16 protein-coding genes are annotated in these 18,612 nt (G+C 33.0%); 13 read left to right on the top strand and 3 right to left on the bottom strand.

What is annotated here, in order from left to right:
- Positions 1–140: 140 nt before the first annotated feature.
- From DS830_RS05990 to DS830_RS05975, 4 genes are all read left to right on the top strand, one after another.
- Positions 141–470: a beta-ketoacyl-[acyl-carrier-protein] synthase family protein gene (locus tag DS830_RS05990; protein WP_118908633.1), complete on the top strand. Its 330-nt coding sequence runs from the start codon at positions 141–143 to the stop codon at positions 468–470.
- A 164-nt stretch (positions 471–634) separates the two neighbouring features.
- Positions 635–928, top strand: a complete 294-nt coding sequence (locus tag DS830_RS05985) for a hypothetical protein (protein WP_118908632.1) — start codon at positions 635–637, stop codon at positions 926–928.
- 116 nt (positions 929–1,044) lie between these two features.
- On the top strand, positions 1,045–1,866 hold the full coding sequence (locus tag DS830_RS05980; protein WP_118908631.1) for an HAD family hydrolase: 822 nt from the start codon (positions 1,045–1,047) through the stop codon (positions 1,864–1,866).
- Positions 1,867–1,879: 13 nt separating this feature from the next.
- On the top strand, positions 1,880–2,779 hold the full coding sequence (locus tag DS830_RS05975; protein WP_338024783.1) for a LacI family DNA-binding transcriptional regulator: 900 nt from the start codon (positions 1,880–1,882) through the stop codon (positions 2,777–2,779).
- A 65-nt stretch (positions 2,780–2,844) separates the two neighbouring features.
- Here the strand turns inward: DS830_RS05975 and DS830_RS05970 are convergent, their stop codons facing one another.
- Positions 2,845–3,840 (bottom strand): AraC family transcriptional regulator, encoded by a 996-nt coding sequence (locus DS830_RS05970; RefSeq protein WP_118908629.1) that lies wholly within the window; start codon positions 3,838–3,840, stop codon positions 2,845–2,847.
- A gap of 126 nt (positions 3,841–3,966) precedes the next feature.
- Between DS830_RS05970 and DS830_RS05965 the strand changes: the two genes are divergently transcribed.
- Both DS830_RS05965 and DS830_RS05960 read left to right on the top strand, forming a co-directional pair.
- The gene (locus tag DS830_RS05965; protein ID WP_118908628.1) at positions 3,967–5,427 is read left to right on the top strand and encodes a glycoside hydrolase family 1 protein; all 1,461 of its coding nucleotides are present in this window, start codon (positions 3,967–3,969) and stop codon (positions 5,425–5,427) included.
- A 37-nt stretch (positions 5,428–5,464) separates the two neighbouring features.
- The gene (locus tag DS830_RS05960; protein WP_118908627.1) at positions 5,465–7,321 is read left to right on the top strand and encodes a glucose PTS transporter subunit IIA; all 1,857 of its coding nucleotides are present in this window, start codon (positions 5,465–5,467) and stop codon (positions 7,319–7,321) included.
- Positions 7,322–7,422: 101 nt separating this feature from the next.
- On the opposite strand, the gene DS830_RS05955 is transcribed toward DS830_RS05960, so the two are convergent.
- Together DS830_RS05955 and DS830_RS05950 are read right to left on the bottom strand one after the other, a co-directional pair.
- Entirely contained in the window at positions 7,423–8,820 is a 1,398-nt protein-coding gene (locus DS830_RS05955) for an MDR family MFS transporter (protein ID WP_118908626.1), read from the bottom strand.
- A gap of 26 nt (positions 8,821–8,846) precedes the next feature.
- Entirely contained in the window at positions 8,847–9,302 is a 456-nt protein-coding gene (locus DS830_RS05950) for a MarR family winged helix-turn-helix transcriptional regulator (RefSeq protein ID WP_118908625.1), read from the bottom strand.
- A 143-nt stretch (positions 9,303–9,445) separates the two neighbouring features.
- On the opposite strand from DS830_RS05950, the gene DS830_RS05945 reads away from it, so the two are divergent.
- From DS830_RS05945 to DS830_RS05915, 7 genes are all read left to right on the top strand, one after another.
- The gene (locus DS830_RS05945) at positions 9,446–10,471 is read left to right on the top strand and encodes a threonine aldolase family protein (RefSeq protein ID WP_118908624.1); all 1,026 of its coding nucleotides are present in this window, start codon (positions 9,446–9,448) and stop codon (positions 10,469–10,471) included.
- A gap of 119 nt (positions 10,472–10,590) precedes the next feature.
- Positions 10,591–11,085: an RNA polymerase sigma factor gene (locus tag DS830_RS05940; protein ID WP_118900725.1), complete on the top strand. Its 495-nt coding sequence runs from the start codon at positions 10,591–10,593 to the stop codon at positions 11,083–11,085.
- Complete coding sequence (locus DS830_RS05935) at positions 11,078–12,058, top strand: anti sigma factor C-terminal domain-containing protein (RefSeq protein ID WP_240366791.1); 981 nt, start codon at positions 11,078–11,080, stop codon at positions 12,056–12,058. Before DS830_RS05940 ends, DS830_RS05935 begins: the two co-directional genes overlap by 8 nt.
- 124 nt (positions 12,059–12,182) lie before the next feature.
- Positions 12,183–12,737 (top strand): restriction endonuclease subunit S, encoded by a 555-nt coding sequence (locus DS830_RS05930; protein WP_118908622.1) that lies wholly within the window; start codon positions 12,183–12,185, stop codon positions 12,735–12,737.
- A gap of 1 nt (position 12,738) precedes the next feature.
- Positions 12,739–14,313: a type I restriction-modification system subunit M gene (locus tag DS830_RS05925; protein WP_240366790.1), complete on the top strand. Its 1,575-nt coding sequence runs from the start codon at positions 12,739–12,741 to the stop codon at positions 14,311–14,313.
- A 6-nt stretch (positions 14,314–14,319) separates the two neighbouring features.
- Positions 14,320–15,576, top strand: coding sequence for a restriction endonuclease subunit S (locus DS830_RS05920; protein WP_118908620.1), 1,257 nt, complete (start codon positions 14,320–14,322; stop codon positions 15,574–15,576).
- 18 nt (positions 15,577–15,594) lie between these two features.
- On the top strand, positions 15,595–18,597 hold the full coding sequence (locus DS830_RS05915) for a type I restriction endonuclease subunit R (RefSeq protein ID WP_118908619.1): 3,003 nt from the start codon (positions 15,595–15,597) through the stop codon (positions 18,595–18,597).
- Positions 18,598–18,612 lie beyond the last annotated feature (15 nt).

Raw genomic sequence — 18,612 nt, 5'->3', positions numbered from 1 at the left:
CTAAGACTTCCCATAGAAAAAACTATTGGTTGCTGGAAAAATAATAATTTAGATATGATCAAAAATAATATTGGTGTGAATTATCGCTCAGTATTATCTAGCGATGAAGATACTCTAACACTATCCGCTGATGCAGGTAAGTGTATAATCAATCTATAATAACTCCTGAAAGTATCAATGCTATAATTGTAGGCACCTCTACTGATCCTGATTTATTTAAAAGTAACGCTAATCAAATTATGTCCTTTTTAACTAATAGTCATGATTATATTGGATTTGATGTCCAATCCTCTGAATCATCTGAAGTGAACGCTGTATTATCTGCATTATCTTTAGTTAAATCTAATTTCGTAGATAATTGTTTGGCAATAGGCGCAGATTCTTTAAGTAGACATATATTTTCGAGCGAATTGCGTGAGTCATATATTGGCAATGGGGAAGCTGCTATGCTAATAGGAAATAAAATATAATTCTGAAATTTTTAGATTTTGTTTCTTATAATTCGGCATTTCCTGAACAGTCTAGACCTGAAGATGAAAGATTTATTAGGATAACTGCTCCTCTTAATCATAATGTTACGAACGTCTGCTTTGTAAAACATTGTGTTAAGGCTATTAATTTACTTTTAGATAAGATGAATTTAAAAATAACTGATATATCTAGTTATGCGTTTAATCAAATTGGGATATTTACTTCCATTCCTATTATTAAAGCATTGAAAACAGACTATGAGCCTGAATCTGATTATGCTTCTTATATTGGAGATTCAGGCTCCGCCTCCCCTTTACTTTCACTGGAAGTTATTTTGAATCATGCTTTACCTGGTCAAAAAATTATATTATGCGGTTATGGACATTCTTCAGGAGCTACTGCGATATTATTTGAGGTTACTGAAGACATAATTAGATATGGCAGATTACAAGTTTAATTGCTAACGATATTTGATACTAATAGATTTTTAATAATTGTCTACTGGTGCAATTTGACATAAAACGCGTTCCACATTTTATAATCAGGCTAAGCAATGATAAAGGAGTTTAGCTGATGACAATAAAATATATTTTTTCAGATATTGATGGGACCTTACTAAACAGTCACGGACAAGTATCGATGACGAACAAACGAATTATTCAATCTTGCAGTCAACCACTAACTTTAGTGTCTGCGCGAGCACCTCAAGAAATGTTACCGATTATCGACCAATTGCAGTTACAAACTCCACAAATTGCTTTTAACGGAGGTGTGATTTTTCAAGGTAATAGCAATCATTGGCACTCGCTAGCCCAAAAGCCATTGGATTTCGAAGTAGTTGCACAAATGGTACTTTTAATAAGTAAATATTTTCCGCAAGTAAGTTTGAGTTTTTATAGCTTACATCATTGGTATACTCAACGCTATGATCGAGGAATTAAGTTTGAAGAGCAATTAGTACATCAAACTGCAACGATAATTAATTATCGAGATTTTTTTAAACAAGCAAAACACAAATTATTTAAAATTATGCTAATTACTTTTGATCCTGAAGAAATGGATCGATTGCAAAAATTTTTACACGATTTAAATATTTCTAAAATTAATATTCAACAATCGGGAACGGAATATTTAGAAATTACTAGTGCAGCTGCTCAAAAAGCTGCAGGAATTCAAAAAATTTTACAACAAGAAAATTTAACCATTCAAGAAGCAATGGCAGTGGGTGATGGTGAAAATGATTTGTCAATGTTAAGATTAGTTGGATATCCAGTAGCAATGGCCAATGCTAATTATAAAGTACGGTCAACAGCCCGCTTTGTGACAAAATCAAATGATGACCAGGGATTGGGATACGCAATAGAACAACTAGTTAACCAGTCCGTATGGCTGTAACAAAAGGGAATTAATAATAGTAACTATTAAAGATGTAGCTCGAATAAGTGGTTATTCACCTTTAACAGTGTCACGTGTCATTAATCATAGTGGTTATGTATCGATAAAAACAAATAAAAAAATTAAGCAAGTGATGAAACAACTTGATTATGTTCCTAATGCGATTGCTCAAGACCTAAGCAAGGGCAAAACTCATAAAATTGGCGTAGTTTTACCTCACCTTCGGCATTCTTATTTTTCTCAAATGTTGCTGGGCATTATGGATGCGGCTTTGCAGACTGAATATAGTGTAACTTTGTTACCATCTGAATATGATAGCACTTTAGAAATGCATTATTTGGAACAACTGAAACGCAAAGAATATGATGGGTTGATTTTTACTTCGCGGGGCATTTCATTGTCACAATTAACTCAATACACGAAGTATGGACCGATTGTTTGCTGTGAAAATCCTGGTAAAAAACATTTAACGGCAGCTTTTTCTGATCGTAAAGCTGCCTATATCCAAGCTTTCACTTGGTTGAAAGATCATTCGATTGCAAAAATTGTTTTTCTGTTTAGTCGACCAGCAACAATAAGTATGACAACTCAGTTAACTTTGGATTGGTTTGCACAAGTTTACGGTCACTTGTCTGCTAATAAGCACATTATTACTAATGTGACCACTCCACAAGAAGGTTATCGTGCTGCCCAAATAATAGCTGTGAAAGATAACACAATACAATATTTTTTCACTAATGGAGATGATATTGCTGCTGCTGTTCGTCAATATTATGTTGATCAACACCTGCCAATTCCTGGTTTAATTGGACAAAATGGTCAAGTAGCCAGTGTTACCTTAAATATTCCCACAATTAATCACCATTATGCTCAAATTGGTTGTCAGTCCAGAATTAAAAAATCAAAAAATTAAAATTAAAGCTGATTTTGTTTTGAATAATCAACTGTTCAAAAATTTGTAAAATATAATTTTACATATTAAATTTGTAGTTTTTTATTATTTTTTCTGAAATTTTTAGGTGTTTCACCAAACTTTTCAAAGAATTTGTTGTAAAAAAAAGTTGTATTTTTAATACCTACAGCTAACATAATATCTAAAACTGGCATAGAGGTCTCATTTAAAAGTAATTTTGCTTTTTTTAATTGAGCCTCTATTTTTATTTGAGAAAAATTTTTCCCGGTTGATTTTTTAAGTGATTTAGAAATAGTACTAGGTGAAAAATGAATTTTTTTAGATAATTCTTTTAACGAACAATTACCATCATTTTTTTCAATTTCTTGTAAAATTAATAAGATATTCTTATCAAAATTATTAGTAATTAAATTTTGGTTACTATCACCAATTAGACGACTTAAATAAAAAAATAGTACAGAACAGTATTTTTCTATAATATTAATACTGTTCTTTTTAGGAAAATAGTATTCTTCTAGAATTAAATTAAAAACTTTTCTAAAAGAAGATAAATTAAAAGTGTGAAAAATCAAAAAATTATCTGTTTCTTTTTTATTTAAAATTGCATTTAATAAAAATTTACTCAAAGTATCTGAATCATTAAATTGAGATAAAAAAGTAGAAGAAAAAAATTCTTTTTTAAAAATAATATTAAACACTATATCATCTGCATTTTTATACTCTGCACTATTTACTACTTGTGTATCTAAAATACAAATATCTCCTTTATTTAATGTTATTTTTCTTCCATTAATTAAAAATTCACACTTACCTGAAAAAATATAATTCATTTCCATATCTTTGTGTAAATGAGGTGGAATAGTAGTATAACGACTTTCTTTAATTATTCCTATACGATTTGTTTTTAGTGTATTAACAAAATCAAACATAAATACTAGTTTCCCATTATTTTTCTTAGTGGGTAAGGAATTATAAAACGGACTCAACCTATTTGTATTTTTTAAATGCCAATTTTCACTAGGTGTGTTTTCATAAATTTTTTTTAATAGTTTTTTATCCATAAAATAATTTTTCCTTCTTGAATATGATACTAAATAGAAATAGTTATGATATTTCAATACTATGTATATTTAATTATTATATCATTGCAAGCGATATTAATGATGAAATGAAAGGGAGATATAAATGTGCTTACAAAAGATTATGATAAAAACTATTTATTAGGTGGAGCTATTGCAGCTTCTCAAGCAGAGGGAGGATATAGAGAAGGAGGAAAGGGAATATCTACACAAGATCTTAGATATTTAGATCCATCATGGACTCCAAAGCAAATTGAAAATAAACATCAAAATAATCCATTTTCTAGAGAAGAATATCGTAGAGCCTTAAAAGATAATGACACAAAAAACTATCCTTTAAGAAGAGGAGTAGATTTTTACCACAATTACAAAAATGATATTAAGATGTTTGCTGATATGGGATTACAAATATTTAGAACTTCTATTAGTTGGTCAAGAATTTTTCCTAATGGAGATGAAAAAATTCCCAATGAATCTGGTATTCAATATTATAGAAATATGTTTAAAGAATGTAAAAAATATGGAATTAAAGTGTTTGCAACCATGATTCATTATGATATACCAATAAACTTAGTTGAGAAATATGGTGGATGGGAAAATAGAATAATTATTAAATTTTTTGAAAGATATGTAACTGTTCTTTATAAAAGACTTGGTGATTTAGTAGATTATTGGTTACCATTTAATGAAATAAATGCCGCTAAATTTTCACCTTGGGATGGAGTTTGTCTAATACCTGGAACAGAGAAAAATTTAAATCAAAAAATATTCCAATGTTTACATCATCAATTTTTGTGTAGTGCTAGAGCTGTACAGTTAGGAAGAAAACTGGTTCCTGGAAAATTAGTAGGTGGAATGATTGCCAGATTTACTACTTATCCAGCAACATCTAAACCAGAAGATAATTTACAGGCTATTCAAGATGATCAATATTCAAATTGGTTTTATTTAGATGTTTTGGCTAGAGGATATTATCCTGAGTATATGTATAGATATTTTGATGAAATTAATGTTCAAGTTCATTTTGAACCAGGTGATAAGGAATTATTAAAAGATGGCACTGTTGGATTTGTATCTTTTTCTTATTATTTCTCTCAGGTATCTACAAACGATTCCGGATGGGAAAAAACAGCGGGTAACTTAATTATGACGAAAAAGAACCCTTATTTAAAAGAGTCAGAGTGGGGATGGCAGATTGACCCGGTTGGATTAAGATTCACATTAAATCAAATATATGATCGATATCATTTGCCGGTGATTGTAGCTGAAAATGGAATTGGAGCTCATGATGAGCTAACAAGTGATGGATGTATTCATGATGATTATCGAATTGCTTATTTAAAAGCTCATTTAGATCAATTAGATAAGGCAGTAAAAGACGGTGTTGATTTAATTGCGTATACTATGTGGGGAATAATAGATATTGTTTCATGTGGTCCATTAACTATGGATAAACGGTATGGTGTTATTTATGTAGACTTGGATAACGGCGGTAATGGAACTGGAAAACGTTATAAAAAAGATTCATATTATTGGTATAAAGATAGAATTAAGCAACACATAAGATAATTTATAACAACAAGTTTAGTAAAGATAGAGGTATTGCATGCAAAAAAAAGAACTAGCTCAAAAGATAATCAATCTTCTTGGTGGAGCTAATAATATAAAAAATTACTGGCATTGTGTTACAAGATTACGTTTTACAATCGAAGATGATTCAAAAGCAAAATTATCCAAAATAGAAAAATTACAAGGTGTATTAGGTACAACTATAAAAAGTAATCAGTATCAAATTATTATTGGACCAGGTGTTGATGACGTATTTAATGAAATTGAAAATATTTTAAATTTTAGTAAGAATAATGATAACAGCTATCATAAAATAGAATCAAATCATAAAATTACTGGAAAATTAATTTTAGATGTTATATCAGGAGTTTTTCAACCTATTTTACCGGCTTTAGTTGCTGGAGGTATGCTTAAAGGGATTCTAGCTATTATTTTAGCTTTATTGCCTAATTTAGAAAAAAACACAACTATTGCTTTATTTAATTTGATTGCTGATGTCCCTTTTTATTTTTTGCCGTTTTTATTAGGTATTTCTTCAGCACGAAAATTTAAATTGAATGAATTTTTAGGTGTTTGTATGGCAGGAGCACTATTATATCCTACTTTTGTTGCAAAAATTTCCAATGGTAATTCTGGATTGACTTTGTTTGGCTTAAATATTCCAGTATTTGATTATTCTACCTCGGTTTTCCCAGTTATTTTAGGTGTAGGATTAATGGCAATTGTCTATCATTTTGTAGATCATTATATACCAGATGTTCTTAAATTAGTGGTAGTACCAGCAGTAACTCTGATTATTGCTGTTCCAATAGCTTTATGGATTTTAGCACCGTTAGGTGCTTATGGTGGCAAATATTTAGCTGATGGAATTGTATGGCTGTTTAATAAGGCCGGTTTATTAGCTGGTTTTCTTTTAGGATTTTTTATGCCTTTGATTGTTTTAACTGGTATGCATCAATCGACTTCACCAATTCAAATTCAGAATATTGCAACCTTAGGTTATGATTACCTGTTACCTGTTTCCTTTGTTCATAATATGGCTGAATCAGGCGCAGCTTTTGGGACTTCTTTGCGTATGAAAAATAAAGAACTGAGAGCTGCAGGCTTATCTACCAGTTTTTCTGCCTTTTTGGGTATATCTGAACCAGCTTTGTATACAGTAAATGTGATTCATAAAAGTTCAATGTTTGCTGCAATGTGTGGATCCGGATTTGGTGGAATGTTAACCGTTGTCTTTGGTATTAAATGTTTTGCTTTTGTTATGCCTGGTATTACTTCACTACCTGTATATGTTAAAGCTGGACAAGGGTTTTCTAATGTTTTAATGATGATTATTTGTTTAATATCTTCATTTTTAGTAAGTGCATTAGTAGCCATTTTATTAGGCAGTAAGGTTGAATCAAAAACTAGTAATGATAAAAATATTGAATATAATATTTTTATCAATTCACCAGTGTCAGGTACAATAATTCAGTTAGACAAGGTTGATGATTCTGTCTTTTCAAATAAAATGATGGGAGAAGGCTTTGCAATTCAACCTATTTCTGGAGAGATATATGCACCAGTATCAGGAAAAATATCGATGATTGCAAAAACAAAACATGCTATAGGTATTACTACAAAAGAAGGATTAGAAATTTTAATCCATATGGGGATTGATACAGTATCGTTAACAAATAATCCATTTGATATATTTATACACAATAATGAATCTGTAATACAAGGACAGAAACTTGCATTTATGAATATTTCTAAAGTAGAAAAAGAGGGTAAGGACCCAACAATAATAGTTGTAATCACAAATTATAAGAATATGGTTAAAAATATAGATTTTAATTTTCAAGAAAATTCTGTTACAAGTAAAGATAGTATCATTACTGCTGGTATAGATTAAAAGTGTAAAATCAAATGTTCAAAAATTTGTAAAATATCAAGGCAATAACTCGAAATTAATAATACACAAAAAGATTGAAACAAAACGTTCCAATCTTTTTTCTAACTATTTTTACGCATTGTAGGCGACAATTTAAATGAGGTCACTATACCTATGATAGCAATAGCAATCATTAAATAAAATGCCCACCGAAAACCAATTTCAGTAGTTAATTGTGGAGCAACACCTTGATGTGTTGCAATGGTAACACCGACACTCATCAAAGTCATCGAAAGTGCAGTGCCTAAAGAACCTCCAATTTGGCGAATAGTAGAAGCAGCTGCATTACCATCAGCGACCGCATTAGAGGGCAGCTCATTAATTCCAGCGGTAAAAGTATTCATCATGGTTAAAGCAATTCCAATCATTCTGATAGCATAACTAGTTGTAATTAGCCAAACGGGAGTGGCAGTATTGAAAAAGACCATCGGTAAGGTGCCTACAAATAATATTGAAAATCCAATTAGTGAAATTTTCTTAATTCCAAATTTGTCGTACAAATATCCTGAAATAGGATTGAAAATTCCCATGATAATTGCTCCAGGCATCATTATTAATCCCGTTGAAAGAGCACTTTCTTGACGAGTAGTTTGTAAATACATCGGTAAAACCAACTCAATACCGACCATCGCAATATTGCTTAAAGTACTCAACAAAGTATTCCAATTAAATTGCGAATTAATAAAGACACGAACGTTAATCAAAGGTGAGTCTGATTTTAATTGTCGAATTCCAAAAGCCAACAAAATTATAAGACCAATTATAAAAATAATTATCTGCCAAAAATTAATTTTGCCTGTATTACCAATTTCGGAAAAGATAAATAGAATAATTCCAAATCCACTAATTGATTCTAAGAAGGAATACCAATCTAATTTAATGGCATGTGGTTGATTAATCGTGGGAAATTGCCAAAGAGCACAAATCAAAATCAGCACACTAGTAACTAATAAGACCCAAAAGAGCATGCGCCAATCATAATTTTTTAAAATTAATCCAGAAATAGTGGGTCCAATTGCTGGTCCAAAAGCAATAACTAACCCCGTTAACCCCAAAGCGATTCCCCGCTGTTCTGGTTTAAATAATTGTAAAATGACATTTTGAATGAAAGGCATCATGGCACCTGCTGCAATAGCTTCAATCATTCGTCCTGCTAATAAGACATAAAAATTATTTGCTAGCACACAGATTAAGGTACCCATGATAAAAACAATCAACATTGTCAAATAGCTAAAACGAGTTGTGAAACGATGGAAAACCCAGGCTGATAATGGAATCATGACCCCAACAATCAGTAAGTAGCCAGTGGATAGCCACTGGGCGGTGGCTTGGTTAACATGAAAGGCGTGCATGATGGTAATTAGGGCATTATTTAAAAAAGTTTCTGCTAATAATGCCAGAAAAGCTCCAGATAACAATGTAATCATCATTATATTACGTTTTTGGTTAGAAATATTCATACTTTTCTCCTTATCTATGAAGTCAACTAATCTTGAAAGTTATTAATGATTTGCTGTAAATTAGCAACTAATTGCCCTTGATTGGACTCTGTCAAATTGTGCGTTATTTTTTGGTTGATTTGGTCCATATTTTGATAAATCGTTGTAATGTTAGTACTAATAAATTTATTGCCCTCTTTTGAAAGCTGTAAAATCATTTGGCGGCGATCTTTATCAGAGGGGTTAGAGATAATAAGTTTTTTACTGGTCAAACGCTTAACAATACTACGAGTAGTAGGATGACTTAGAAAAAAGACCGTTTCGACTTCTTTTTGCGAAACTGGGCGTTCTTGAGCCTCATAAAGATAAATTAATAAAGTTACTTGTGGTCCAGTTAAATTGTACTCAGCAAAAAGTTTATTCATCCGCAAATTAAGCTCTTTTTCAATGAGTGTATTTGCAATTTTAATTAAAGAACCTAAATTATTAATATTTGTTTTCAAAATTATCACCTCGAAAGTGTAGCATACTACACTTTTTGGATGAATGCAAATATGAGTTACAAAATCGGATTTTATTTGGTTGTACTAGATAGTAATTTATGCCAAACTGTTATGTATAATTAATTATGAAGGAGGGACTATTATTGATTTCATTTTTGAATGATTATTCCGAAGGTGCCCATCCCAAAGTGTTGCAACGTTTAGTGGATACCAATTTGCAACAAGCAACTGGTTATGGGACGGACAATTTTACTACTGAGGCCACAGCGAAGATTAAAGACGCCATTGATTGTCCCCAGGCCAAAGTTTGTTTTTTGACTGGTGGAACCCAAACCAATCAGATTGTCATTGATGCACTCTTGCAAAGTTATCAAGGTGTCATTGCTGTTGATAGTGGGCACATTAACTTGCATGAAGCAGGAGCCATTGAATTTACAGGACATAAAGTCTTAACTTTGCCAGGAAAAGCAGGCAAATTACAGGCTCAAACTGTGGCTGATTATGTGCAAAACTTTTATGAAGATGACAGTTATCAACAGATGGTCTTCCCGGGGATGGTATATATTTCTTATCCTACTGAATATGGAACACTTTATTCCAAGCAAGAGTTAACGGATTTGGCAACTGTTTGCCATAAATACCACTTGCCGCTTTATATTGATGGCGCCCGCCTCGGTTATGGATTAATGAGTGCTGCTGCCGATATGACAATTAAAGATATTGCCCAATTAGCTGATGTATTTTATATTGGTGGGACCAAAATCGGAGCTTTATGCGGGGAAGCAGTTGTTTTCACCAAAAATAATGAACCAGAACAATTTTATTCTTTTGTCAAACGACACGGTGCTTTGCTGGCTAAAGGCCGCTTAAATAGTTTGCAGTTTTTGGAACTATTTACGGATAATCTTTATTTTGATATTAGCCAACATGCAGTAGCAATGGCTTTAAAATTAAAACAGGGATTTTTGGATAAAGGTTATCAATTATACATTGATTCTCCTACAAATCAGCAATTTTTCATTATGGATAATCAAAAAGTCCAAGAATTGAGTCAGCAAGTCTTATTCACTCGTTGGGAAAAATATAATGAAAACCAGACGATTATTCGTTTTGTGACTTCTTGGGCCACTCCAGAAAAGGACATTGATCAATTACTTGACTTGATTTAATTAAATATTTGAAGACCAAATAATATGCTATCATCCAAATAGAAATAGCATATTATTTTTTTGTTATGAGCGTTACTTTTGAAGTTCTCATTCGTTGTTTAAGTGAAAGGAGGGGCGCAATGAAGCTTGATGGTTATGAAGAATTAATCAAAGATATGTTATTAGAATTACGTAATTATTTAATTAGGCAGGGAGCCCAAGCGCAAATCGCGGAGGATGTCATTCAAGATGTCTTTGTTAAATTACTCGAAATGGAATTAATTTTGCCGCCAGAACAATTGCGCCCCTATATGTATCGCATGGTAAAAACGAAGTACATTGATACTTATCGCCGTCAGCAACATTGGCAACAATTGCTGGAAAGATATCTTATTCCTGACCTCCAACGGCCATTAACAGAAGAAAAATTATCACCACGAGAGCAGCAATTAGTTCAAGTATTAGAACAATTGTCCACCGAAAATCAACAATTATTACGTTTAAAATATGTTGATAACTATTCGCTAGCACAAATGGCAGATCAATTACAAATCCCAGTGGCAGCTGTCAAAATGCGTTTGTATCGTCTGCGACGAAAACTTAAACAACTTATAGGAGATGAACATCATGGATGAAAATCAAAAATTTGAAAATTTAGCTCGCAAAGTCAAAATCAAACGGTGGCTGTGGACAATTGGCTTGATTGTGATTTTAGTACCTTTAGTAATGATTGGCTTTGACAAAATTACAGGACACTTAGTAAGGCAGCAATCTAACCAATTATTTAAACAAATGGATATGCGCTCAACAATTATGGCGCCAAACATTCAAACAAGTGATCGACTGTTAGCTGATGATAATAATCAACATGGCAAAATCATCAGCCATCGCTATAAAGAAATTGATGGTTATCGGATTCCTTGGAGTTCAGTCGAAGGACGTTATGATTTGTTCACCAATGCAATGGCGCTATCCAATGTGGTTGATAGTCATTCTCAAACTCAAAAATCTCACAAAATTAAAGTGCTGGACTATGATCGTACCACCCAAACCAAGATACCTTTGTTTTATAACAATCAATATCAAGCTCACCTTAAAGCTGATTCGTTAGTTAAACCCCAAGAACTGCCACGCGTAGCGCAAATGTCCAATTATGTAGCTGAGGTAGCCCTTACCTTTAAGCAGCCTTTAACTTATCAGGCAATTCAACAAAAGTTACCTCAAAATTTACATGCTAATTGGTATTGGATTGGGACTAATAAGCATAATAGTCTGGAAGTCGCTAATAATAACTACTTAGGTATTCAAGCCTATAATAATCGCATTAGTAATCATGATTATCAAGATTTTCGCAAGTTACTTGCCCAAGCCCAGACCTTAGGTTTAACAGAAACTTTCACTTTGAATAATGATCAACCTTACAAACCAGCCCAATATGCTGCTTACTATGCTAAAAAATATCCTGATTTAAAGAAAGCTCGGTTTTATGGAGTAATTGTCACAGGTCAAAGTGAAAACTTTAAACAATTAGAAAATGCCGATTGGATTAGTGCTAGTTCAACCGGGGCAACAATTGAACGCGTACCCTATATTAAACCAGAATATTAGCAAAACAGCCTCCTTTATGGAGGCTGTTTTATTTCAATTGAAATATTTTAAAAAAGTTGTTGACATATTTCAGCTGAAATATTATGATTTATATATCAGCTGAAATAAATCAAGGAGACCACGAATGAAACTCAAACAAATTGCGCAATTTAGTTCTGGTTTAAACAGTTTAGAATTAAAGAAATCTCCTCATCATGCAGCTACTTATACCAATGATGATATGGAAATTGATTTGTGTCAAGGTTATTGGAGCGAAGAACTTCCAATAATACAAAAAGCGGTAGCCAATGCTGGTAATCTCATAATTAATATGATGACTAATCGAGCAACAGTTGTTTCTCCGCTATCCGTGGGAAAACTTTTACCGCAACACATTATGCAATTAAGCTTAGATAATCAACAAGTCGATGCTTGGTATTTATGCTACGTATTTAATGAATCTCATAGCGTCAAACGTCAATTATATAGTACTATGGAAGGAACAGTTTTGCGCCGTGTCACAGCCACTAGTATTAAAAATTTGAATATTAAATTGCCACCATTAGAAGAACAGCGGCAAATTGGCAAATTTTATCGTACTATCTTAATTCAGGAACGTTTACAGCGAGAATATCTACAAAAATTAAATCAGCTTTATCTCACGATTTTAAATAAAAATGACCTTAATGGAGGAAAGTAACATGACCACTACAACTAACTTAGAAAATGGATTGTTTAGTGCTGCAGACGCTTTACGTTCTAAAATGGATGCCAATCAATATAAAGATTATCTATTAGGAACAGTCTTTTACAAATATTTATCTGATAGCCAATTGTATACAATAGCGGAATTATTAGGTGAAGACGAAGCAACGCTCACTCAAGCACAGCAACTTTATGAACAAAATGCATCCAACACGGATCTTATTCAAGAACTACAAGCGACCTTTGGCTATGTCATTGCACCAGAGTATACCTATACAAATATTTTAAAAGCGGTTCAGAATCATACTTTTCAATTAAAACAACTAGGTGATGCCTTTAATAAACTGGAAAGTACAGGCAAAGAATTTGATGGTTTATTTGAAGATTATGACTTATATTCTAAGCGTTTGGGCAATACGGCACAAAAGCAAGCGGATACGATTGCTGGCGTCATTGCCGCTATTGGCAAATTAGAAATTGTCAAGACATCCGGAGACAGTTTAGGTGATGCTTATGAATATTTAATTAGCCAATTTGCCTCTGAATCGGGTAAAAAGGCGGGTGAATTCTATACTCCGCAAAAGGTTTCTGAATTGTTAACCCGTTTAACTTTAGTAGATAAAGATTATAGTAAAGGAATGACTGTCTATGACCCGGCTATGGGTTCAGGTTCATTATTGTTAAATTTTCGAAACTATGTGAAACATCCCGATCGAATTACTTATTATGGTCAAGAAATCAACACTTCCACTTATAATCTAGCACGGATGAATATGATTTTGCATCATGTTGAGATGGCGAACCAAGTCTTACGGAATGGTGATACGTTGGATGAAGATTGGCCAGCTGAAGAAGTAACAAACTTTGATGCAGTAGTAATGAATCCACCTTATTCTTTAAAATGGAGCGCAGCCGAAGGCTTTAAAGAAGATCCCCGCTTTGCAGCCTATGGAGTATTACCACCTAAGTCCAAAGCTGATTATGCCTTTTTGTTGCATGGATTTTATCATTTGAAGCATAGTGGCGCGATGGCGATTGTCTTACCTCATGGTATTTTGTTTCGAGGGGGTACCGAAGGCAAAATTCGCCAAAAATTATTAGAAAATGGTGCTATTGCAGCAATTATTGGGTTACCAGCGAACTTATTCTATAGTACTAGTATTCCGACTACGATTGTCGTTTTAAAAAAGGACAAAACAGACCGGAATGTGCTCTTTATTGATGCCTCTAAAGAATTTGAAAAAGTTAAAACCCAAAATGTTCTGCGCGAAAGTGATATTCAACGCATTATTGACACTTATCAAAAACGCGTGGATGTCGACAAGTATGCTCATTTAGCTACCTTTGAAGAAATTCAAGAAAATGAATTTAACTTGAACATTCCACGGTATGTTGATACCTTTGAAGAAGAAGAACCAGTAGATGTAAATCAATTATTGACGCAGATGAAGGCTATTAAACAAGAAGAAGCGCAGTTAACAGATCAAATTAATACTATGATGGCAGAATTAGTTGGAACTACCCCAGAAGCCAAAGCCACATTAGATCTTTTAAAAGAAGTCTTAAAATAAAAAACTATGAGAAAGTGGAAACAGATGAAAGTAGAAAAGTTAGTCCCCAAAATTAGATTTCAAGGATTTACGGAGGAGTGGGAAGCAAAAAAATTAGGAGAAATATTATTAAAAATTGGGGATGGACTGCACGGGACTCCGATTTATAATATTAATGGTAATACAGCCTTTGTTAATGGTAATAATCTAATTAATGGAAAAATTGTTATTAATAAAGAAACAAAAATGGTTGATAACTTTCAACAATCTAAAAATGATAAATCATTAAATGATAATACAATATTAATGTCTATTAATGGAACTATTGGAAATTTAGCATATTATAATAATGAGAATGTGATGTTAAGCAAAAGTGTAGCATTTTTAGAAACTAATAAGTATTCTAAACTATTCATTTATCAATTACTACAAAGTGAACAGATTATATATTATTTTATTAATAATTTAACAGGAACAACAATAAAAAACTTGGGTTTGAAAATTATTAGAAAAACTCCATGTAAAGTTCCTAAAGAAAAAATGGAACAGGAAAATATTGGTAATTTACTAAAAAAAATCGATCAACTAATAGCTCTGCAACAGCAAAAAATTGCTCTCTTGGAACTACTCAAGAAAGCTTTTTTGCAGAAGATGTTTGCTAGTGAAAACCAAAAGGTACCAGAAATTCGTTTTGTGGGATTTAATGATGAATGGGAACATGAAAAATTAGTTAATCTAGGACATGCTTTTTCAGGGTTATCAGGTAAATCTAAAAAAGATTTTGGACATGGAAAAGCTAAATTTGTAACTTATATGAATGTTTTTAAAAATCCTTTAGCTTCATTATTAGAAGTTGAGCCAATTGAAATTGATAATAAACAACATGAAATAAAGTATGGGGATGTTTTTTTTACAATATCTTCTGAAACTCCAATGGAAGTTGGTATGTCCAGTGTTTGGAAATATAATTCTCCAAATGTTTATCTTAATAGTTTTTGTTTTGGATATAGGCTTGATTATAATTTTGATTTAAATTATCTTGCATTTATGCTACGTTCTAATGATTTTAGAAAAAAAGTTATTATTCTAGCTCAAGGAATTTCAAGATTTAATATATCAAAAAATAAATTGTTGAATATTGAGATTTTCTTTCCTATGTTAAAAGAGCAACAAAAAATTGGTGTTTTCTTTGAAGAATTAGACCAGTTAATATCAACTAATAACCACAAACTTACCAACTTAAAATCACTTAAGAAGTCCTTATTACAAAATATGTTTATTTAAATTCAAAAGGAGTTGCTAATGACTGAAGAAGCAGCAATGGAGGCTAAGTTAATTAATCGTTTGACGCAAGGAGTTAATCAATGGGTCTTGCGCGAAGATTTAAAGACGGTATCCCAATTATGGGAGAATTTTTTTCGGATTTTAACTGCTAATAATCAAGATCAATTAGCGGATGTTGACCTCACTCCCACAGAAAAAGACACAATTCAATCCCAATTGGTGCAACCTAACTTTTATCGAGCGGCGTCGGTATTAGTAGGAGCTAATCGTCAGGTGCATCTTCATTTAAAACGGGAAGATTCCAGTTTGCCAGATGCCAACTTATTAGTGTTAGACAATACGAATATTTCGGGTGGATCCTCGGTTTACGAAGTAGTGCATCAAGTTCAAGTACCGAAAAATTTGGTCTTGGATCAAGATCGTAGATTTGATGTTTCACTGTTAATTAATGGCTTGCCTTTGATTCATATCGAATTAAAGACACCCCAACAGCCTTATATGAAAGCTTTCCATCAAATTCAAAAGTATATTAATGAAGGTAAATTCACTGATATTTTTTGTTTTGTGCAAATGTTTGTAGTTACTAATGGAACCAGCACACGCTATATTTCCGCTGGACAAAAACTGAATGCTCAGTTTTTAACATCATGGGTGGATGCTGACAACAACTTAGTAGATAATTATCTTGATTTTGCTCAGCAAGTGTTATCAATTCCGACAGCTCATAAGATGATTGCTGATTACACGGTTTTAGATAGTGAAGCTCACCGACTCATTTTATTGCGGCCATATCAAATTCATGCAATTCAAGCCATTTTTGCAGCCTCACGCCAAGGTCAATCCGGCTATATTTGGCATACCACTGGCTCGGGGAAAACTTTGACTTCTTACAAGGTGGCACGTAATCTGTTGCAAATTCCTGCTTTGCAAAAGACGATTTTTTTAATAGACCGCAAAGATTTAGATATGCAGACGACTGCTGCTTTTCAGACTTATGCCAGCAATGATACAATTAGTGTCAATGAAACCAATAACAGTTACGATTTAGCAGAACAATTAACAGATGGTCAACGCAATGTGGTAGTTACTACCCGCCAAAAACTACAAGCAATTTTTAAACGTTTAGAAAGTGACACTTTAGCTACCCAGCAATACGCACAATTAAAGAATTTGCGCTTAGCGTTCATTGTGGATGAATGTCATCGCGCGGTGACGCCGACGCAAAAACGGGAATTAGATAAGTTCTTTACGCGTCAACCTTTGTGGTATGGCTTTACCGGGACACCTATTTTTGCCGAAAATGCCCGTGCAGAAAATGGACAAGATGCCCGAACCACAGAACAATTATATGGTCCGGTACTGCATACTTATACAATTGAAGATGCTATTCGGGATCAAGCAGTTTTAGGATTTAAAATTGAAAATCAGGGAAGCTTGAGCACTCAAGATGAATCTAATACATCCCAGTTAGATAGTGTTTACGCTTCACCAGAACATATGCACACAGTAGTACAAAAAGTCTTAAAATTAGCTTATCGCAAGCAAGGTTTAATGAATGGACATCGCTATTCAGCTATTTTTACTACTTCTTCAATTAAACAAGCTCAAAAGTATTATCGTCTCTTTAAAGAGGCTATTGCTCAAGGAGAAGTGCCCAAGCGAGTATTACAAGTGGCGCCTGACTTTCCACGGATAGCAATTACGTACTCAATTTCTCAAAATGAAGCTGAATCACAAGCTAATCAAGACGAAATGAAACAATCTTTAGCTGATTATAATAAAATGTTTCAAACCAACTTTTCGATGGGAGAATTGGCAGCTTATAATCGCAATGTCAATGATCGTTTAGCCCACAAAAAAAGACAATATCAACTGCCAGGGCAACAATTAGATTTAGTTATTGTAGTTGATCGGCTTTTAACTGGCTTTGATGCTCCGAACTTGGCAGCTTTATATCTGGACCGTCCTCCATTAAATCCGCAAAATTTGATTCAAGCTTTTTCCAGAACTAATCGAATTTATGACCGCGGTAAAACTTGGGGACAGATTGTCACTTTTCAATATCCCGATACTTTTAGTAAAGACATTGATAACGCACTAAAGCTTTATTCACATGGAGGAACCAGTACAATTTTGGCTCCTGATTGGTCAACTTCTCGCAAACATTATGTGACTGCTCGTAAGGCTTTGGATAAATATTTACAACAACCAGATGCTGGTGCGACTCTTTTACAAGCGACAGTTGCCGAACAAAAACAATTTGTGCGTGCTTTTCAAGATTTTGATAAGAGTTTTACGGCCATTCAAACTTATGACGAATTAGATCACCAAGATCAACTTCCACCCGCAGAACGCGTACAATTAGATGATATTGATGTTGAACAATTAGAAGCTTTGCGTGGCACTTATGAAAATGTCATTGAACAATTGCGGACTAATAGCGAAGAAATCAATGAATCAGATTCACCAGTTGATGATGAATATGAGTTGGAATCCTTTCATACTAAAGAAGTCGATGAGCGTTATATTTTAGCTTTAATTCAAGCATATATTCCTGATAATCAATCAGAATCAATTGTTCAAGTTGATAAAAAGGACTTCGATAAAATTAGTGAATATATTGATGATTTAGCACAGACTAATAAACCATTAGCTGATATTATCCGTTCATTATGGCTGCGAGTGCAACAAACTCCCCAACAGTACACTGATCAACAAGTAGATCAGATTTTGGAACAATTAATTGATCAGGAAAGTCAACGGATAATGCAAGATTTTGCTCAGCGCTATAAGGTTAATTATGAAAGCTTGCGCTATGTGATGGCTAATTATGATCCAGATGCAGATGTACAACAACAACGAGGAATGAATGATTTAGTTGATAAATCAGCTTTTCAAGAGTTTAAGAGTGCTTATCCTCAAACTGATTTAACTAATTTATTGCAGTGGAAGCAACAAGTTCGACAAGAAGTTGGTAAATATTATTTTGATAAGATTCAGCCTTTAATGCAACACAGTTAAAATTAACTGCTTACT

The organism is Bombilactobacillus bombi (assembly GCF_003522965.1).
In the GTDB taxonomy this organism is placed as follows: Bacteria; Bacillota; Bacilli; order Lactobacillales; family Lactobacillaceae; genus Bombilactobacillus; species Bombilactobacillus bombi.
Note: the sequence above shows the minus strand (reverse complement) of the source record. Positions and strands in the feature narration are given on the sequence as shown.